We start from the raw sequence: 17,006 nt of genomic DNA, 5'->3' as shown, positions 1-17,006 counted from the left end.
GTTTCAGGGTCTCAACTGAGATCCGCGCAAAGGGTTCCGAGAAATTTTACGGGCACACGGCCACGTTACCGAAATGCCACTTTCTCGGCAAAGTCTCGCGAAAGAGGGGCTTAGTAATCGTAGACCATCTTGCTGTCGGTCGGGACCGGGAAGTTGACGCGCATCTCATAGACACCGTCGCGTGTATCGATCTCAACCTGGCCGTTCAACTGCCGGGTAAAGGCAAGGATCAAACGCGACCCAAGGCCGGTGCCGCCTTTCACCTCATCCGGGTTACCAATCGTATTGCGCACTTCCAGCATGGCTTGCTCAGGGCCAGTGTAGCTGAGTTTCAGGGAAATGAAGCCGGTCCCGGGGGCCACGGTAGAGACATATTTCAAGGCGTTGGTGACGGCTTCGGACACAAGGAGTGTCAGAGGCGCGGCATCGTCGGCGTCAATCTCTATGGTCTCATAATTCTGATCGACCTTCACACCGCCGCCCGAGGGCAGACCGATTGACAGGCTTTGATTGACGATCTCGCGCAGCAGCTCGCTTGCGTCCACCCGCACCAGATCGTCGTTCTGGTACAGGTTCTTGTGAACGGTGGCGAGGCTCAGGATGCGTTCCTGCAAACGCCGCAGCACAAAACGGGCATCTTCGCTCTTGGCCTGCCGGATCTGCATGTTCATGATCGAAGAGATCAGTTGCAGGTTATTCTTCACCCGGTGATGCACTTCTTTCAGCAGGATGTTCTTCTGCCGCAGACTGTCTTCGAGCGTGGCTTCGTCGCGCAGGATCGATTCCGCCATGCCGATAAAGGCGGCTTCCATCTCCACCAGTTCCGTGGGGACAGAGGGCCCCAGCGTGCCGCGCGGCAAGGTCCGGTTCAGCGCGAAACGCCGCATCTGTCGGCCCAGTTTGCGGATGTGATTGATCGCCAGCCGGTTCAGCGCCCAAAACGCCACAATAAGACTGGCCACCCACATCACGATCGGCAAAAGCGCACTGAGCCGGGTCGAGACGCCGGTATCGAGGAAGGGCGTATCGCGCGGCCAGACGCTCAGCGCATAGACCGTGTCAGGGACGATCGGGACAATCGCATAGGCCCGGTCCGTGCCGACGGCGTTCTTCGAGAGGAAGACACTGGGCTCTTTGGTGGTCAGCAATGGCAGCGATACGTCGGCGGGGTATTCCTGTTTTGCCGTGTCCAGCCCGTTTTCGGTGGTCAGGATATGCCCCATCTTGTTCACCGTCATCATCGCGACATTGCTGTATTTATCCGGGTTCCCCCGCACCGCGTTGATGGCATCCTGCGGGATGCTGAGCGACATAAAGCCGATCAGCTCGCTGTTTTCATAGACCGGCGCATTGATCAGCGTGACGACCTGTTTGCTCACCTCCCCCTGCATGACGGGCATGGCCCGGCGCACCGGGTTCTTCAGCAATTGTCTGAAATTCTCGACCTCGGAGAAATCATGTTCCTGCCCGGTAGAGGAACATGTCATCCGACCGTCGAGCCCGATAAAGCCGACCAGGGAATAGATGTCAGAGGCCTGTTTGTACTCCTGCAAGAAATCCGTGCATTCCTGCGGGTCATCCCGCCGAAGCCGGACGATGGAGGTCAGGGCTTCGGCGGCGCCAAAGGCTTCTTGAATGACCTGCCGTTCGGCGGCAGAGGCCTGTTCTGTCACCGCGATAAGGGACAGTTCAGCGCTTTCGCGGCTTTGATCCGCGATCTGCCGCGTCTGCACCACCGCGATCAGGCCGATGGGCAAGAGCGCGAGGGACAAAAACAGCAGGACGCGGATCGTCAGCCCGCGCATCAGGTCACCGCTGAAAAAGCCCGAGGTCATGTCTAGAAAGAAGAAACTTTTGATGCTGACAGGACAGACATGGTGGCATCATCTGTCATTTCCAGGGACTCGTCGTCATGGTGGCCCAAAAGCTCCGCCAGGCGGGCGCGGGCGCGGTTGGTCCGGCTTTTGATCGTGCCGACGGCGACGCCGCACATATCCGCCGCTTCCTCATAGGAAAAGCCAGAGGCGCCCACCAACAGCAATGCTTCCCGCTGCTCATCTTTCAGCAGCGCCAGCGCCTTGCGGAAATCGGTCATCTGCATGTGGCCGTCATGGGCCGGCTTTTCGGCCAGACCGTCGGTCAGCACGCCGTCCACATCGGAAACTTCGCGCTTGGCCTTGCGACGGGACGAATAATAGGTGTTGCGCAAAATAGTGAACAGCCAGGCCCGCATGTTGGTGCCGACTTCGAATTTGTCGATATTGGTCCAAGCCTTGACAAGCGTGTCCTGCACCATGTCATCTGCCGTGGCGCCATTTCGCGTGAGGCTGATGGCAAAGGCCCGCATGGCCGGCAGATGCTCTACCAGCTCGTCGCGCGGATCGGAACGGTTCATTATGAGGATCCTTTTTCTGAGTCCTGTTCCTTCAGCTTCTGAAGCAGCTCTTTAAAGCGATCAGGGATGCCTTCTTCGAGCGTTTCGTCGAAAACCCGCTTGAGGTTGTCATCAATAACACGCTCACGCTCGTCGTCGTTTCCTGAGTTCACTAACATCACCTCTGGCATCGTCGTCCCGTTTAAATAATTATGTACGCATACTGGAACCAAACACAATGTCTGGGTGTTTGGTTCCAAGAAAAGTTAAAAAGGATCCGACTAAATGAACGATGCGACACAAAAGACCAGCATCAGCGATGAACTGGGCGCTAACATTCCCTATCTTCGCCGGTTCGCGCGGGCGATGACAGGTAGCCAGACCAGCGGCGACACATTCGCAGCCGCCGCGCTGGAGGCTATTTTGGTGGATCGCTCGGTGCTTGACGGTGTAGATACGAAGACCGGTCTGTTCAAGGTTCTCTACGGGATTTGGGCCAGCGCAGGCGCGCCCATCGAAGAAGGCGAAAGCGGCCCGCGGGCCAAGGCGCAGCGCCATTTGGCCAGCCTGACCAACAACAGCCGCGAGGCGCTTTTGCTGCATACGATCGAAGGCTTTTCGCATGAGCAGATCGCGACCATCATCGGTGTCGACAAGGCAGAGGCCGATGAGCTGATCCAGATCGCGCATCGTGAAATGGCCGACAGCACGTCGGGTTCTGTCATGATCATCGAAGATGAAGCAATTATCGCGATGGATATTGAATCCATCGTGGCCGACATGGGCCACCGGGTCACCGGCATTGCCCGCACCCGCGATGAGGCGGTGAAACTTGGCAAGGCGGATGTGCCTGACCTGATCCTCGCGGATATCCAATTGGCCGACAACTCCTCGGGCATTGATGCGGTCAATGACCTGCTGAACGAGCTTGGCATGCGCCCGGTGATCTTCATCACAGCCTTCCCCGAGCGTCTGTTGACCGGCGATAAGCCCGAACCGGCCTTCCTGATCTCCAAACCCTATTCGGTGGATCAGGTCGTCTCGGCCGTGTCGCAGGCGATGTTCTTCTCCTCCACGGAAACGCTGAACGCCTGATCTTTACACGGGCGAACTGCATCACCCGCAGCGCCTTTCAGTTTCCCCCGCGCGCCCGTCGCGCGGGGTGAAACTATGAGAAACCCCCTTCGGGCCCATCCAAAATCCACGCAGCAGGAGCCTTTCCCATGGCGAAATCCCCCAGTGCAAATGGCAGCCAAATCACCGTCGAAGACCTTTCGGATCAAATCACGGTTCTGAAAAAGGACATCGCGACCCTAACCGAAACCTTGGGCGACTACGGCAAGGCCAAATCCGATGAAATGCGCGACACGGCCCGCACGGCGGCGCAGGACCTGTCCGATGCCGGGCGGCTGAAGGCCATGGACGCGCAAAAACAGGCGGAAGAATTTCTCCAGAGCCAACCGGGCACGGCGCTCGGGATCGCGGCCGGTCTTGGCTTTCTCGTGGGTATCGTGACGGCGCGGCGCTGATGCTCGCTGGCATCATGCAGCATCTGCGCGGCTCGGTCAGACGGGCGGCGCGGACCGCCATGCTGAGTGTCGGCGCAGCAATCATGCTTTTGATCGGGCTCCTGTTCCTGACGCTGGCCGCCTGGCTCTTTCTCATCACCATCGCCTCTGCGATGACCGCGGCGCTGATCCTGGGCGCGCTCTATCTGGGCATCGGCTTTATCATGCTGGCGATGGCTGGCGCAGAGGACCGTGCCGCACCGTCGAAACCATCAGCAAAGGCGCCGAGCGCGCAGGAGCATGACGGGGGCAAAAACCTCGCGATGGCCTTTCTGGCCGGTCTTAGCGCTGGCCAGAAAGCACGGCGCTGACGGTCTGCGACAAGGCCGCGCTGGAAAACGGGCGGGTCAGATAGTCGAGCCCCGCCGCGGCTTCGGCGGTGCGGGGCGCGTCATCCACGATCAGCACGACCGGGAACCACGCCCTTAGATTGCGCAGTTCAGGCATCCACTGATGTATTTCTTCCTGCGTGACAGAGAGCACCGCCACACCAATCTCGCTGATCTTGTCCACGACACGCGGGATGTCGAAAGCCTCCAACACGTCAATTTTGCATTGCGGAAACGCGGCAGAAAGGGTTTCGTTAATATCCGAACACACCAAAGGATCGGGTTCGTAGATCAGGATAGACATGGGCCTCTCCTTATAAGTTCAAAAGACCGATGTAGGGCGCTTTCCCCGGCCGCGCATTAAACTATGACATAGAAAGGCAAAATTAACCGATGCCGACCCAATGCCGCTATTGTCCGTTGCAACGCAAAGATGCTTTTCTGCCGATGTCGAAAGAAGAGCTGATGTTCATGGAGAAGTTCAAATCCGGTGAACTGACGGTCGAACCCGGCACCCCGATCCTGCTCGAAGGCTCAAACGCTCCGCAGCTTTACACCGCGCTCTCGGGCATGGGCATCCGCGACAAAATGCTGGAGAACGGCAAGCGGCAGGTCATCAGCTTCGTGTTTCCCGGTGATTTCATTGGCCTGCAAGCCGGTGTGATGGGCGAAATGGGCCATTCCGTCGAAGCGCGCACCCATATGCGGCTTTGCGTCTTTAACCGCAGCGAGTTCTACAGTTTCTTCAAGTCCCACCCCGAACGCGCCTTTGACATCACCTGGCTGGCCGCCATCGAAGAGCATTTCATGGGTGAGGTGCTCGCCACCATCGGCCAGCGCACGGCCACACAGGCGATCGCCTGGGCCTTGCTCAAAATCTTCCAGCGCGGCCAATCGCTCGGCATGGTGACCCACAATCAGATGCCGCTGCCCTATACCCAGCGTGATCTGGCCGATGCGCTTGGCCTGTCGCTGGTGCATACGAACAAGACAATCGCAGCCCTCAGAGAGCGGCAATTGCTGTCCTGGTCCGATGGGGTCTTGCAGATCAACAATGTCGACGCCCTGGCCAAGGAAGGGCTCACAACCGCCGCAGAGCGTCAGAAACGCCCCCTGATGTAGCCGCTGTCAGTCGTTTTCGAGCTTGATCCAAGTATCCGCCGCCTCGGCCCCGCGCTGGCCGCGCGGTTTGGGCGGGCCAACGGTGCTGTCAGGCCGGGTGCGCCGTTCGATCTGGGCGTTCAGTGAGGCGCCAAAGAGGATCAGAAAACTGCTGATCCACAGCCAGATCAACATCGCGATCACCGCCCCGATGGAGCCGTAGACCTGATTGTAATTGCCAAAGTTCGACACATAGTAGGAAAACCCCACCGACACGGCAGCCCAGGACAGAACCGCCAGAACGGCACCGCTGCTCAGCCAGGCCATCCGCGCCGCGCGCCGGTTCGGACCAAAGCGGTAGAGCACCCCGACCCCGGCGAAAAGCACCACCACCGCCACCGTCCAGCGCAGCAGATCGGCCACCGCCACGCCCAGCGGGCCAAGCGGCAGAAACCCCAACACGATCGGCGCCACCACCACGGTCAGCAGTGCAACGATCCCCACGCCCACAAGGCTGATCGTCAGCAGCAACGCATGGGCATAATGCCGCGCGACCTTGCGGTTGCGCTCGCCGTAGACGGTGTTCAGCCCGATCACCATCGCCCCGACCCCGGCCCGGGCGGACCAGAGCGCCACCAGCAAAGACACCACCCCCGCCCAACCCAGCGTATCCGCGCGCGCCGTCACCAGCCCGGTGACCTGCGCGTATAAGATATCGTAGACATCATTGGGCAAGAGGCTGCGCACCTCCTCCAACTGCGCCACGGCCACCGCCGGGTCTGAAATCAACCCCAGCAAGGCAATCAACGCCGCCAGCGCCGGGAAAAGCGAGAGCATGGCAAAAAAGGCCACCCCGGCCGAGATAAGCGCGAGATTGGCTTCCGATGCCTGCGTCAGACTGGCTTTGAAAGCGTCCCAGTAGATTGCCGGGCGGGAAGGGGGGCGGCGTTGTATCAAAGGGGCTCCTTTTCTCGCCAGACCGGTCGGGGGGTGCGAAACCCTAGTTTTCATTCTCTTCAACATCGTCGCGAACCTGCCCCCAGGCCACAAGGGTGAAGATCAGCGTGCCGCCGATAATGTTGCCCAGAAGCACCGGCAGAAAGAACTCAAAGGCCGCCTGCATACCGCCCAGGCTGCCATGTAACACCAGCACCGCCATCTCGACAGACCCGGCGACAATATGGGTGAAATCCCCCGCCGCGATCAGCCAGGTGAAGGTCAGGATCAAGAAGAATGCAGCCTCATCCGCCTCGGGCAGCATCCAGACGATCAGCGCCACAATCACCCCCGCGGGAATGCCGCGCCAGAACCCTTCGATGGGCTGCATTCCGGTTGCATGTTCCGAGAGCGCAATAATCGCCGGCAAAACCTCTGCCGGGACCGCGGGCGTAAAGACGAAAAGCGCCGCCGCCGCAAAGGCCCCGATGACATTGGCGCTTAACACCACGGTCCAAAGCCGCGCGACATCGGCCAGAATGCCCAGGCTGCGTTCCTGCATGAGCGGCAGCACGGTGGTGATCGTGTTCTCGGTGAAAAGCTGCATCCGCCCCATGATCACCGCGATAAAGCCAAGCGAATAGCCAATGTTCTCCACCAGATAGCGCCAGCCCGCATTCGGCAGATAGGTGCGAAAGATCGCCTCCCCCAGCACCGAAAGACTGATGAGCATCCCCGCAGAGATGCCGGACCAGACCACGGAGCGGTTGGTCCGGCTCAACTCATTGCGCCCCTCGCGCCGGATCACTTCATAGATCAGCTTGGGCGAAAGCGCGGTTGCTTTGCTGACAGAACGTTCCTCGGCGGCTTCCGACACGGCGGATTGCGGGGGTTTGTTCCGGATCAATGGGGCCATCAGTCTTTCCTGCGTATGTGGAAAAGAGAGACTTAGCGCGCGCCGGGGCAACTGACAGAAAAAAAGGTCACCGCGATGCCGTCGCATTGAGCGCTTCTGTGGGCTTTCACTGCGGTTTCAACCTTTTCGGCGCCGGGGGCCTTGCCAATCTGGAAAAGCCGTTCAAACATGCGCCCCATGACAAGCAAAACCTCCTCCGCCATCGATGCCAAACGTGATGACCTCATCGCGCTGACCCAGGATATCATCCACATCCCGACGCTAAATCCGCCCGGCCAAGATTACCGCGCGATCTGCGAGTATCTGGACCGTCGCCTCTCCGCCCATGGGTTTGAGACACAGATGATCCGCGCCCATGGCACCCCCGGCGACAGTGAGAAATACCCCCGCTGGAACATCATCGCCCGGCGGGAGGGCGTGCGCGGCGGGGACTGCGTGCATTTCAACAGCCATACGGATGTGGTCGAAGTGGGCGAGGGCTGGACCTTCGATCCTTTCGGCGCGGAAATTTCTGACGGCAAGATTTATGGCCGCGGCACCTGCGACATGAAAGGCGGGCTGGCCGCGTCGATCATCGCGGCGGAAGCCTTCATCGAAACCCACCCGGATTTCGAAGGTGCGATCGAAATCTCCGGCACCGCGGACGAGGAATCTGGCGGCTACGGCGGCGTGGCCTATCTGGCCGAACAGGGGTTCTTTAACCCCGCAAAAGTGCAGCATGTCATTATCCCCGAGCCGCTGCACAAGGACCGCATCTGTCTCGGCCACCGCGGCGGCTGGTGGGCCGAAATCGAAACCAAGGGCGAGATCGCCCATGGCTCCATGCCCTTTCTGGGCGACTGCGCCGTGCGTCACATGGGCGCGGTGCTGCATGAATTCGAAGACAAGCTCTTTCCCGCCATGGCGGCGCGCCGCACGGATATGCCCGTGGTCCCCGAAGGCGCACGGTCCTCGACCATGAACATCAACTCCATCCACGGTGGCCAAGCCGAACAGGCGGATGATTTCGACGGGCTGCCGGCCCATTGCGTTCCGGATTCCTGCCGCATCGTGATTGACCGACGGTTCTTGGCCGAAGAGCCGCTTGACCAGGTGCGCAACGAGGTGACCGATCTGCTCGAAGGTCTGCGCGCCAACCGGTTGGACTTCGACTATAAGCTAACCGAACTCAACGCCGTGCTGCCCTCCATGACCGACCGCGAAGCGCCGGTGGTGCAGACCGTTTCCCGCGCGATCCAAGACGTGATGGGCAAAGCGCCGGAATATGTCGCCTCCCCCGGCACCTATGACCAGAAGCATATCGACCGGATCGGCAAGCTAAAGAATTGCATCGCTTACGGCCCCGGCATCTTGGAACTGGCGCATAAACCGGATGAATATATCGGCATCGACGACATGATGGATTCCGCCAAAGTCATGGCCGCAGCGCTGGAATCCCTGCTCCTTCCCAAGTCCTGACGCCACCGAAGCGGGCAAGCGCCCCACCCCTAGGCTTCATCCTTTCTCAAATACCGTATCCCGCCCTCACCCCGGGCGGGACCTCAACGTTCACCCCCGATCCGCACTGCGCAGCGCCAACCCCGCGACAATCGCGGTCAGCGCCGCCCCGCGGTGAACCTCCGCCCGGGGAAACCGCGCACGCAGGCTGGCTTCGACCACCTGCATCAGGCTCGACCCGCCCACAAAGATCAGCCGGTCCACCGCTGCGGTCTCCAGCTGCGCCTTTTGCACCGTCCTCTCCGCCGCCGCGCCGATCTGTTCTGCCAGCGGCTCAAGCCGTTTGCGCATCCAATCGCGGGGCAGGGGCAGGGTGGCGCGGGGTTTCAGCATCGAGACGTCGATCACCGGCTCCCGCTCGCCATCTGCCGCATTCGCCTGGATCTTTCCGGCCTCAACGGCAAAGGCGAGATCATGGCCCAGTTCCTCGTCCAATACCTTGACCAAGCGTGCCAAGCGTTTGGGGTGCTCTGCATGTTTCAGCAACTCCGCCGCGGCGCGCCGGGTTTCCGGGCCATAGAGAAAGGGGATCTTGGCCCAGGTCGCCAGATCGTTAAAAATCGCATTCGGCGCCAGATGGGTGTCCTTGCCGAAAGCATGCCGGATCTCGCTGCCCATGCCCAGCTGCGGCATCACCCGACCGATCGACAGGGAGCGGTCAAAATCGGTGCCGCCCAGCCGGATGCCATCGCTTGCCAGAATGTCGATCTCTGCCCCGCCGCCTTGGCGAAACAGGGTGAAATCCGAAGTGCCGCCGCCGATGTCGACCACCAGACCCAGATCGCCGGGGCGCAGGGCGTCACGGTTGGCCAGTGCTGCCGCCTCCGGCTCGTTCAAAAAGTCCACCCGGTGAAATCCCGCCCGGCCGTAGGCCTCACGCAGATCCTCAAGCGCCTGCGCATCGCGCGCCGCATCGGCTGAATGAAACCGCACCGGACGCCCCGACAGCGCAGCATCAAACTTCTGCCCCGTGGCCGCCTCGGCCCGGGCTTTGACGGCGGCCAGAAACCGCCCGACAATGTCGATAAAGTCCAGCCGCTCGCCCAAAAGCAAACGCCTCTCGCGCATCAACCGGGTGCCGAGCAGGCTTTTCAAACCGCGCATGTAGCGCCCTTCGGCCCCGGCGAGCAGCGCCTCGGAAGCCGCCGCGCCCAGAAGCATCTCCTTTGCATCCGCATCGAAAAAGACCGCCGTGGGCAGGGTCTGCGCCTCGGCTTCCAGCGCGATCAGCTGCGGAACCCCATCCGGCGCGATGCCAGCGGCTGTGTTCGATGTTCCGAAATCAATACCAAGCGTCGCCATGGCGGTCTCCTATCGTCACGACACCGCGCGGCCCGCGACTGTCTTTCTGCAAGGCTGTGCCGATACCCTCCCTGTCCGCGCTTGGCAACGAATGCTGGCGCGCCCCGTTGCTTTTGGCTAGCCTCCGGAAAAACGCGACAGATTGGGAGAAGAACATGAACCGACTAAAAAGCCTGATGACCGGGGGCGCGGCCATCGCCTTGGCCCTTGCCGCCACCGGGGCTCTGGCCAAGGACGATATCACCGTCGCCCTCCAGCTTGAGCCGCCGCATCTCGATCCGACCTCCGCGGCGGCCGGGGCCATCGACTCGGTGCTTTATTCCAATGTTTTCGAGGGGCTTACCCGCTTTATGGGCGATGGCTCGATCGTGCCGGGGCTCGCCGAATCCTGGGAGATTTCCGAAGACGCGCTGACCTATACCTTCAAGCTGCGTGAGGGGGTGACCTTCCATGACGGCTCCACGATGGATGCCGAGGATGTGAAATTCACACTCGACCGGATCAACGCCGAAGACAGTGCGAATGCGCAAAAGGCGCTTTATGCCTCTATCGCCGAGGTGAATGTCATCGACCCGCAGACGGTGGAGATCAAGCTGAGCGAGCCGAACGGCAATCTGCTGTTCAATCTGGCTTGGGGCGATGCGGTCATCGTCGCGCCAGAGACGGTCGACACGATCAAACAGACGCCCATCGGCACTGGCCCCTTCAAATTTGAGGACTGGAGCCAGGGCGACAAGATCACCCTCTCGCGCTATGATGCCTATTGGGGGGAAGCGCCTGCATTGGCCGAGGCGACCTTCAAGTTCATCTCAGACCCCACCGCCGCTTTCGCCGCCGTCATGGCAGAGGACGTCGATGTTTTCGCCGGCTTCCCCGCGCCCGAAAACATCCCGCAGTTCGAAGCGGACCCGCGCTTTCAAGTGTTGATCGGCTCGACCGAAGGGGAAACCATTCTGTCGATGAACAACAAGCAAGCGCCTTTCGACAATGTGAAAGTCCGTCAGGCCGTGGCCCATGCCATTGACCGGCAGGCGATTATCGACGGGGCGATGTTCGGCTATGGCACGCCCATCGGCACCCATTTCGCTCCGCATAACCCGGACTATGTCGATCTGACCGCGATGAGCGCCCATGACCCCGAAAAGGCAAAAGCGCTCTTGGCCGAGGCCGGGTTTGAAGATGGGTTTGAGACGACATTGCACCTGCCGCCGCCCTCCTATGCCCGCCGGGGCGGAGAGATCATTGCCGCGCAACTGGCAGAGGTCGGGATCGATGCGCAGATCACCAATGTCGAATGGGCACAGTGGTTGGAGACGGTCTTCAAAGGCAAGAACTTTGGCCTGTCGATCGTCAGCCATACCGAGCCGATGGACATCGGGGTCTATGCCAATCCGGATTATTACTTTCAGTATGACAACGCTGAATTTCAAGATCTAATGGCAGAGTTCAACAAGACCACCGATCCTGCCGCGCGCAGTGAAATGCTCGCCAAAGCGCAGAACATGATCGCCGAAGACTATGTGAATGGCTTCCTGTTCCAGCTGGCCTTCCCGACCATCGCGAAAGCCGAATTGCGCGGATTGTGGAAGAACGCCCCCACCCAGGCAACAGATTTGACGGCGGTTCATTGGGCTGAGTGAACAGTCCGGCAAAACGCAAAAAAAGGGCGCGCTTGGTAGCGCGCCCTTATGCCAACTAAAGGTAGCGACTTACTCTTTGCCGCGCATGCCAGCAGCTGCTTCGCTCACCAATGCATCGGGGTTCTGCGCGCAAACCACGGCGAAGTCTTCCATTTGCTGTGTCATCTCTGTGTCCGCCATCTCATCGGCTTCTTCGGAGTCTTCGACAGCTTTCGTGTTGTCGATCAGGGAATCTTCGGTTTCTTCGGCGTCAGTGGCTTCGGCCTGCGAAATATCGCTTGGCTCGCTGCCGTCATTCTTGGTCTCGGTGATCAGCGACCCGCCGTGACCGCCATCTTCCAGTTCCGCGATGGCCATGGAAGCGACTTCCATTTTGTCTTCATCGCTCAGGGTTTTGTACTGCGCGCATGTCATCGTCGCCATGTCCAGATGCGCTGCGGCAAAAGCAGGTGCGGAAACGGTGCCCAGCAAGCCGGCGATAGCAAGTGTTTTCAGAGTCGTTTTCATTGTAATTCTCCTGTTTCGCTGTTCTCCCGACCACAACCCGGCGGGGCGAAGGATAGTTCCCGCCGCATTTTCTGAGGGTCGACACAGGGATCGTCAGGAGGGGTAAGGGACTGAAAGTGTTTGGCAATTGCTCGGCGGCCGTTTGCTCACGCTTCTGTGAGGGCACATTTTCTAGCCCTGCGCCTTCTGAAACCGTTCAAAGTTACCGTCCCCCTCTGGACCCTCTGGGCTGCGCCGCCTAACGTCGCGCCATGTTGCGATATGTGGTGAAAAGATTTCTCTCATTGCTCATCAGTCTGGCCGTTGCCTCGCTGGTGATCTTCGTCGTGATCGAAGTGGCACCGGGCGATCCGGCCTCCTTTATGCTGGGCCTGAACGCCCAGCCCGAGACGCTGGCAGCCCTGCGGTCCGAGCTTGGCCTCGACCAGTCGCGCCCGGAACGCTACCTCGATTGGGTTGGTGGGATGCTGAGAGGGGATTTCGGCACCTCCTATACCTATCGCACCCCGGTGACTGAAATGATCGGAGACCGGCTCTGGGTCTCTGTGCCTCTGGCGCTCTATGCGCTGGCACTGTCGATCCTTGTCGCCTTCCCCGCCGGTATCTTTGCCGCCTCGCGCCGCGGGCAAGCCGGGGATGTTGGGGTGATGGGGGCGACACAGCTGGGGGTCGCCGTGCCGAATTTCTGGTTTGCCATGATCCTCGTGCTGATCTTTTCCATCAACCTGCGCTGGTTCTCCGCCGGGGGCTTCGTCGGCTGGGACAAGGGGCTTTTCGCCGGGCTGCATGCGCTGACCCTGCCCGCGATTGCGCTGGCCCTGCCACAGGCGGCGATCCTTGCGCGGGTCATGCGCTCGGCGCTGCTGGATGTGCTGGGCGAAGATTTCATGCGCACCGCGCGGGCCAAGGGGCTCACGGCGCGGCAGGCACTTTGGCGGCACGGGCTGCGCAATGCGCTGATCCCGGTGCTGACGATCATCGGCTTGCAGTTCTCCTTCCTGCTGGCCGGCTCGATCATTATTGAGCAGGTCTTCTACCTGCCGGGCCTAGGGCGGCTGGTCTTTCAATCCATCTCTGCCCGGGACCTGATCGTGGTCGAGTCGGTCGTGATGCTTCTGGTCTTCTCGGTGATCTTGGTGAACTTCCTCGTCGATCTGGCCTATGCCGCCGTTGATCCGCGATTGAGGGCGCGCACATGAACCGCAACCTGCTCCTGGGTGCCGCCCTTACCGCGGTGTTTCTTCTGGCCGCGCTGATCAGCTTTGTCTGGACGCCCTATGACTATGCCGGGCTGGATATTGCCAACAAGCTTCAGGGGCCATCGGCGGCGCATCTGCTGGGCACAGATCACTTTGGCCGCGATATCCTGAGCATGATCATGGTCGGCGCGCGCACCTCTATCGCCGTGGCGCTGGTGGCGGTGGGCATTGGCATGGGCGTGGGCGTGCCGCTTGGGCTTTGGGCCGCCGCGCGGCGCGGCAGTCTGGTGGATGAGGTCATCATGCGCGGCAATGATCTGGTCTTTGCCTTTCCGGCCATTGTCATCGCCATCCTGATCACGGCGGTTTTCGGCGCCGGGGCGATCAATGCGATCATCGCCATCGGTATTTTCAACATCCCCGTTTTCGCCCGGATCACGCGGGGGGCGGCGCTGTCGCTTTGGCAGCGAGAGTTCATTCTTGCCGCGCGGGTGGCGGGTAAATCCGCGGCGCGGATTTCGGCGGAACATATCCTGCCCAATGTCGCCAATCTGCTCATCGTGCAGGGGACCATCCAGTTCAGCCTTGGCATCCTCGCCGAAGCGGGGCTGAGCTATGTCGGTCTTGGCGCGCAGCCGCCGGTGCCGTCTTGGGGCCGGATGCTGGCCGATGCGCAGACCATGGTGAGCATCGCGCCCCATATGGCCCTGATGCCCGGTTTCGCGATCATCCTGACCGTGCTGGGGCTGAACCTGATGGGCGACGGGCTGCGCGACCTGCTTGACCCCCGGCTGAGGGTGGCGCGTACATGACCTTGTTGAACATCTCCAATCTCTCGCTGTCGATCCACGGGCTGCGCATTCTTGATGCGGTGACCTTCTCCGTCGATCCCGGAGAGATCGTGGCGGTGACCGGCGAAAGCGGGTCCGGCAAATCAATGACCGCCCTTGCCACGATGCAACTGCTGCCCAAAGGGGCGACGACAACCGGGCATATCATGCTCGGCGATGAGGACCTGACGCAGATGCAGGAGGCGGCGCTCTGCGGCATCCGCGGCAATGACATCGGCATGGTGTTCCAAGAGCCGATGACCGCCCTGAACCCGGTGCAGAGTATCGGGCGGCAGGTGGCCGAGACGATCCACGTGCATGATCAGAGCATCACCCGCGCCGAGGCTGAGGCCCGTGCCGCCGAAACCTTGGAGCGCGTGGGCCTTCCGCAGGAGCGTTTCCCCCTCTCGCGCTATCCGCATGAGCTGAGCGGCGGGCAACGCCAGCGCGTTGTCATCGCCATTGCCATCGCCCTGCGCCCCCGTCTGCTGATCGCGGATGAGCCGACGACGGCGCTTGATGTGACGACGCAGGCGCAGATCCTCACGCTGCTGACCCGGTTGGCCCGCGAAGATGGGATGGGGCTTTTGATGATCACCCATGACCTCGCGGTTGTGGCCGATATGGCTGATCGCATCGTCGTCATGCGCAAGGGGCAGATTGTTGAACAGGGCGAGACCCAGAGCCTGCTGCACGACATGCGCCACCCCTATACCAAGATGCTCTTTGACGCGTCGCGCCATGAGGTGGACCTGCCAGAGGCGCCGGCGCCGGTGCCTTTGCTGGAGGTCAAGAACGTCTGCCGAGACTACCGTCTGCCGCGCAAGACGCTTCTGGGCCAGCCGGGCCAGTTTCGCGCGGTGGATAATGTCAGCTTTACGCTGAACCGGGGCGAACGGCTGGGGCTGGTGGGGGAATCCGGCTGCGGGAAATCGACCCTGACACGGGCGATCTTGGGGCTGGAGCCGGTGCAGGAAGGCAGTATCCTCTTGGACGGGCAGCCGGTTTTTACCGGCACGAAACCCAATCTTGATGTGCGCCGCAAGTTGCAGGTGGTGTTTCAAGACCCCTTTGGCAGTTTCAACCCGCGTCACCGTGTGGACCGGCTGGTGACCGAGCCTTTCCACCTGCTCGACAGCCCGCCGCAGGGGGCAGCCCGGACCCGCGCCATTGACGAGGCACTCACCGCCGTGGGGCTCGCACCGAAAGACGCGCGCAAATATATCCATGAGTTCTCCGGCGGCCAGCGCCAGCGGATCGCCATTGCCCGCGCGCTTATCATCCGGCCCGAGCTGATCCTCTTTGATGAGGCGGTGAGCGCGCTCGATGTCTCCGTGCGGGCGCAAATTCTCGATCTGCTGGCCGAGCTTTGCAGTCACTACGACCTGACCTACCTCTTTATTTCCCACGACCTTTCTGTTGTGCGCAGCGTGACGGATCGGGTCTTGGTGATGAAATCGGGGCAAATTGTCGAAGCGGGGGAGACGGCGCAGGTCTTCGACGCGCCGCAGCATGCCTATACGCAGGCGCTGATCGCCGCCGCGCCGGTGTTGCCGGACCTCGCTAGGGGCGCGGTTCAACGGGCCGATTGATCGAAAAGAAAAAGCGTCCTAACCTATATGGTGAGATTCCCGCACTGCGGGCGCGGCTGCGATGCGGCCCTTCACGCAAAGTGGAATTTCCCTTGGCGGTTCAATTGCATAATCGTCTTGGTGCTCTACTTGTGCATGCAATGGTGTCCGCCTAAAGGGGGGATTGCCAATATAACAATGGGAGACATCTTATGAAAATGTTTAAAATGCTCGCAATGACCGGTGCCATGGTGGCCGGCACTGCGGCCATGGCGCAGGAAAAGTTCATCACCATCGGCACCGGCGGCCAGACCGGCGTTTACTTCGTCGTTGGTCAGTCGATCTGTCGTCTGGTGAACCGTGGCACAGCGGATCACAACCTCAAGTGCACCGCCCCCTCCACCGGCGGGTCGATCGCTAATATCAACGCGATCAAAGCGGGCGACATGGACATGGGCGTGGCCCAGTCCGACTGGCAGTTCCACGCCTATAATGGCTCTTCGCAGTTCGAGGGCGACAAGTTCGACAAGCTGCGCGCGGTCTTCTCTGTGCATGGTGAGCCCTTCAACGTGATCGCCCGTGCCGACAGCGGTATCGAGACGTTTGACGACCTCAAAGGCAAGCGCGTCAACATCGGCAACCCCGGTTCCGGTCAGCGCGCCACCATGGAAGTCGTGATGGACGCCAAGGGCTGGACGCTGGATGATTTCGCATTGGCTTCCGAGCTGAAGCCCGCCGAGCAAGCCGCCGCTCTGGGCGACAACAAGGTCGACGCGATTATCTACACCGTGGGCCACCCGAACGGTTCGATTCAAGAAGCCGTGTCGACCATCGACGCCAAGCTGATCCCGGTTGAAGGCGACGCGATCCAGGGTCTGATCGACGACAACCCCTACTACGCCGAGGCCACCGTGCCGGGCGGCATGTATAAGGGCACCGACGAAGACGTGAAAACCTTTGGCGTGAAAGCGACCTTCGTGACCTCCGCCGATGTGGAAGAAGATGTGGTCTATCAGGTTGTGAAAGCCGTATTTGACAACTTCGACCGTTTCAAGCGTCTGCACCCGGCCTTTGAAAACCTGACGGAAGAAGAAATGATCTCCGGCGGTCTCTCCGCGCCGCTGCACCCCGGTGCAGAGAAGTATTACAAAGAGCAAGGTTGGCTTGAGTAATCTTCACGTGACATGATGGCTCTGGCGGCGGTACGCTGCCGTCAGAGACCCAAGGAAAAGAATA

General features: G+C 60.7%; 19 protein-coding genes. 10 read left to right on the top strand and 9 right to left on the bottom strand.

All coding sequences use genetic code 11. The features are described 5' to 3' along the window. Window positions 1-110 precede the first annotated feature (110 nt). From AB4M76_RS13625 to AB4M76_RS13615, 3 genes are read right to left on the bottom strand one after another with little or no spacing between them, the layout of a single operon-like run. Window positions 111-1,835, bottom strand: a complete 1,725-nt coding sequence (locus tag AB4M76_RS13625) for a sensor histidine kinase (RefSeq protein WP_368442486.1) — start codon at window positions 1,833-1,835, stop codon at window positions 111-113. A gap of 2 nt (window positions 1,836-1,837) precedes the next feature. Next, window positions 1,838-2,395 (bottom strand): RNA polymerase sigma factor, encoded by a 558-nt coding sequence (locus tag AB4M76_RS13620; protein ID WP_174860981.1) that lies wholly within the window; start codon window positions 2,393-2,395, stop codon window positions 1,838-1,840. Further along, window positions 2,395-2,565 carry a NepR family anti-sigma factor gene (locus AB4M76_RS13615; RefSeq protein WP_368442485.1) on the bottom strand — a complete coding sequence of 57 codons (171 nt, stop codon included), beginning with the start codon at window positions 2,563-2,565 and terminating at the stop codon, window positions 2,395-2,397. Before AB4M76_RS13615 ends, AB4M76_RS13620 begins: the two co-directional genes overlap by 1 nt. Before the next feature lie 94 nt (window positions 2,566-2,659). On the opposite strand from AB4M76_RS13615, the gene AB4M76_RS13610 reads away from it, so the two are divergent. The 3 genes from AB4M76_RS13610 to AB4M76_RS13600 all read left to right on the top strand — a co-directional run bounded on the left by AB4M76_RS13610 (window position 2,660) and on the right by AB4M76_RS13600 (window position 4,253). Beyond that, window positions 2,660-3,469, top strand: a complete 810-nt coding sequence (locus tag AB4M76_RS13610) for a response regulator (RefSeq protein WP_368442484.1) — start codon at window positions 2,660-2,662, stop codon at window positions 3,467-3,469. A gap of 128 nt (window positions 3,470-3,597) precedes the next feature. Next, a complete protein-coding gene (locus AB4M76_RS13605) occupies window positions 3,598-3,903 on the top strand; it encodes a YqjD family protein (protein ID WP_368442483.1) in 306 nt (101 codons plus the stop codon). Continuing rightward, the gene (locus AB4M76_RS13600; RefSeq protein WP_368442482.1) at window positions 3,903-4,253 is read left to right on the top strand and encodes a phage holin family protein; all 351 of its coding nucleotides are present in this window, start codon (window positions 3,903-3,905) and stop codon (window positions 4,251-4,253) included. The genes AB4M76_RS13605 and AB4M76_RS13600 overlap by 1 nt, the downstream gene beginning before the upstream one ends. Here AB4M76_RS13600 and AB4M76_RS13595 read toward each other — a convergent pair. After that, window positions 4,225-4,575: a hypothetical protein gene (locus AB4M76_RS13595; protein WP_368442481.1), complete on the bottom strand. Its 351-nt coding sequence runs from the start codon at window positions 4,573-4,575 to the stop codon at window positions 4,225-4,227. The two genes, AB4M76_RS13600 and AB4M76_RS13595, sit on opposite strands and share 29 nt — an antisense overlap. Before the next feature lie 89 nt (window positions 4,576-4,664). Here AB4M76_RS13595 and AB4M76_RS13590 point away from each other — a divergent pair, with 89 nt between their 5' ends. Beyond that, window positions 4,665-5,393 carry a Crp/Fnr family transcriptional regulator gene (locus tag AB4M76_RS13590; protein ID WP_368442480.1) on the top strand — a complete coding sequence of 243 codons (729 nt, stop codon included), beginning with the start codon at window positions 4,665-4,667 and terminating at the stop codon, window positions 5,391-5,393. 6 nt (window positions 5,394-5,399) lie between these two features. Here the strand turns inward: AB4M76_RS13590 and AB4M76_RS13585 are convergent, their stop codons facing one another. The 3 genes from AB4M76_RS13585 to AB4M76_RS13575 are packed head-to-tail and all read right to left on the bottom strand — an operon-like array spanning window position 5,400 to window position 7,394. Further along, on the bottom strand, window positions 5,400-6,329 hold the full coding sequence (locus AB4M76_RS13585) for a YihY/virulence factor BrkB family protein (RefSeq protein WP_368442479.1): 930 nt from the start codon (window positions 6,327-6,329) through the stop codon (window positions 5,400-5,402). Between the two features lie 43 nt (window positions 6,330-6,372). Continuing rightward, window positions 6,373-7,224, bottom strand: coding sequence for a formate/nitrite transporter family protein (locus AB4M76_RS13580; RefSeq protein WP_368442478.1), 852 nt, complete (start codon window positions 7,222-7,224; stop codon window positions 6,373-6,375). A 32-nt stretch (window positions 7,225-7,256) separates the two neighbouring features. Next, complete coding sequence (locus AB4M76_RS13575) at window positions 7,257-7,394, bottom strand: hypothetical protein (protein WP_368442477.1); 138 nt, start codon at window positions 7,392-7,394, stop codon at window positions 7,257-7,259. A 7-nt stretch (window positions 7,395-7,401) separates the two neighbouring features. On the opposite strand from AB4M76_RS13575, the gene AB4M76_RS13570 reads away from it, so the two are divergent. Beyond that, complete coding sequence (locus AB4M76_RS13570; protein ID WP_368442475.1) at window positions 7,402-8,682, top strand: acetylornithine deacetylase/succinyl-diaminopimelate desuccinylase family protein; 1,281 nt, start codon at window positions 7,402-7,404, stop codon at window positions 8,680-8,682. Window positions 8,683-8,772: 90 nt separating this feature from the next. Here the strand turns inward: AB4M76_RS13570 and AB4M76_RS13565 are convergent, their stop codons facing one another. Beyond that, the gene (locus tag AB4M76_RS13565) at window positions 8,773-10,023 is read right to left on the bottom strand and encodes an Hsp70 family protein (protein ID WP_368442474.1); all 1,251 of its coding nucleotides are present in this window, start codon (window positions 10,021-10,023) and stop codon (window positions 8,773-8,775) included. A gap of 155 nt (window positions 10,024-10,178) precedes the next feature. Between AB4M76_RS13565 and AB4M76_RS13560 the strand changes: the two genes are divergently transcribed. Continuing rightward, a complete protein-coding gene (locus AB4M76_RS13560; RefSeq protein ID WP_368442473.1) occupies window positions 10,179-11,663 on the top strand; it encodes an ABC transporter substrate-binding protein in 1,485 nt (494 codons plus the stop codon). Window positions 11,664-11,732: 69 nt separating this feature from the next. Here AB4M76_RS13560 and AB4M76_RS13555 read toward each other — a convergent pair whose 3' ends face one another. After that, a complete protein-coding gene (locus AB4M76_RS13555; RefSeq protein WP_368442472.1) occupies window positions 11,733-12,170 on the bottom strand; it encodes an HdeA/HdeB family chaperone in 438 nt (145 codons plus the stop codon). Window positions 12,171-12,421: 251 nt separating this feature from the next. Here AB4M76_RS13555 and AB4M76_RS13550 point away from each other — a divergent pair, with 251 nt between their 5' ends. The 4 genes from AB4M76_RS13550 (at window position 12,422) to AB4M76_RS13535 (ending at window position 16,942) form a co-directional block, all read left to right on the top strand. Further along, window positions 12,422-13,369: an ABC transporter permease gene (locus AB4M76_RS13550; RefSeq protein WP_368442471.1), complete on the top strand. Its 948-nt coding sequence runs from the start codon at window positions 12,422-12,424 to the stop codon at window positions 13,367-13,369. Next, window positions 13,366-14,181: an ABC transporter permease gene (locus AB4M76_RS13545; RefSeq protein ID WP_368442470.1), complete on the top strand. Its 816-nt coding sequence runs from the start codon at window positions 13,366-13,368 to the stop codon at window positions 14,179-14,181. Before AB4M76_RS13550 ends, AB4M76_RS13545 begins: the two co-directional genes overlap by 4 nt. Continuing rightward, window positions 14,178-15,791: an ABC transporter ATP-binding protein gene (locus AB4M76_RS13540; protein ID WP_368442468.1), complete on the top strand. Its 1,614-nt coding sequence runs from the start codon at window positions 14,178-14,180 to the stop codon at window positions 15,789-15,791. Before AB4M76_RS13545 ends, AB4M76_RS13540 begins: the two co-directional genes overlap by 4 nt. A gap of 191 nt (window positions 15,792-15,982) precedes the next feature. Further along, the gene (locus tag AB4M76_RS13535; protein ID WP_368442467.1) at window positions 15,983-16,942 is read left to right on the top strand and encodes a TAXI family TRAP transporter solute-binding subunit; all 960 of its coding nucleotides are present in this window, start codon (window positions 15,983-15,985) and stop codon (window positions 16,940-16,942) included. The last annotated feature ends 64 nt before the right edge of the window (window positions 16,943-17,006 follow it).

Source organism: Sulfitobacter sp. PS-8MA, from assembly GCF_040933935.1.
Taxonomy (GTDB): Bacteria; Pseudomonadota; Alphaproteobacteria; order Rhodobacterales; family Rhodobacteraceae; genus Sulfitobacter.
Note: the sequence above shows the minus strand (reverse complement) of the source record. Positions and strands in the feature narration are given on the sequence as shown.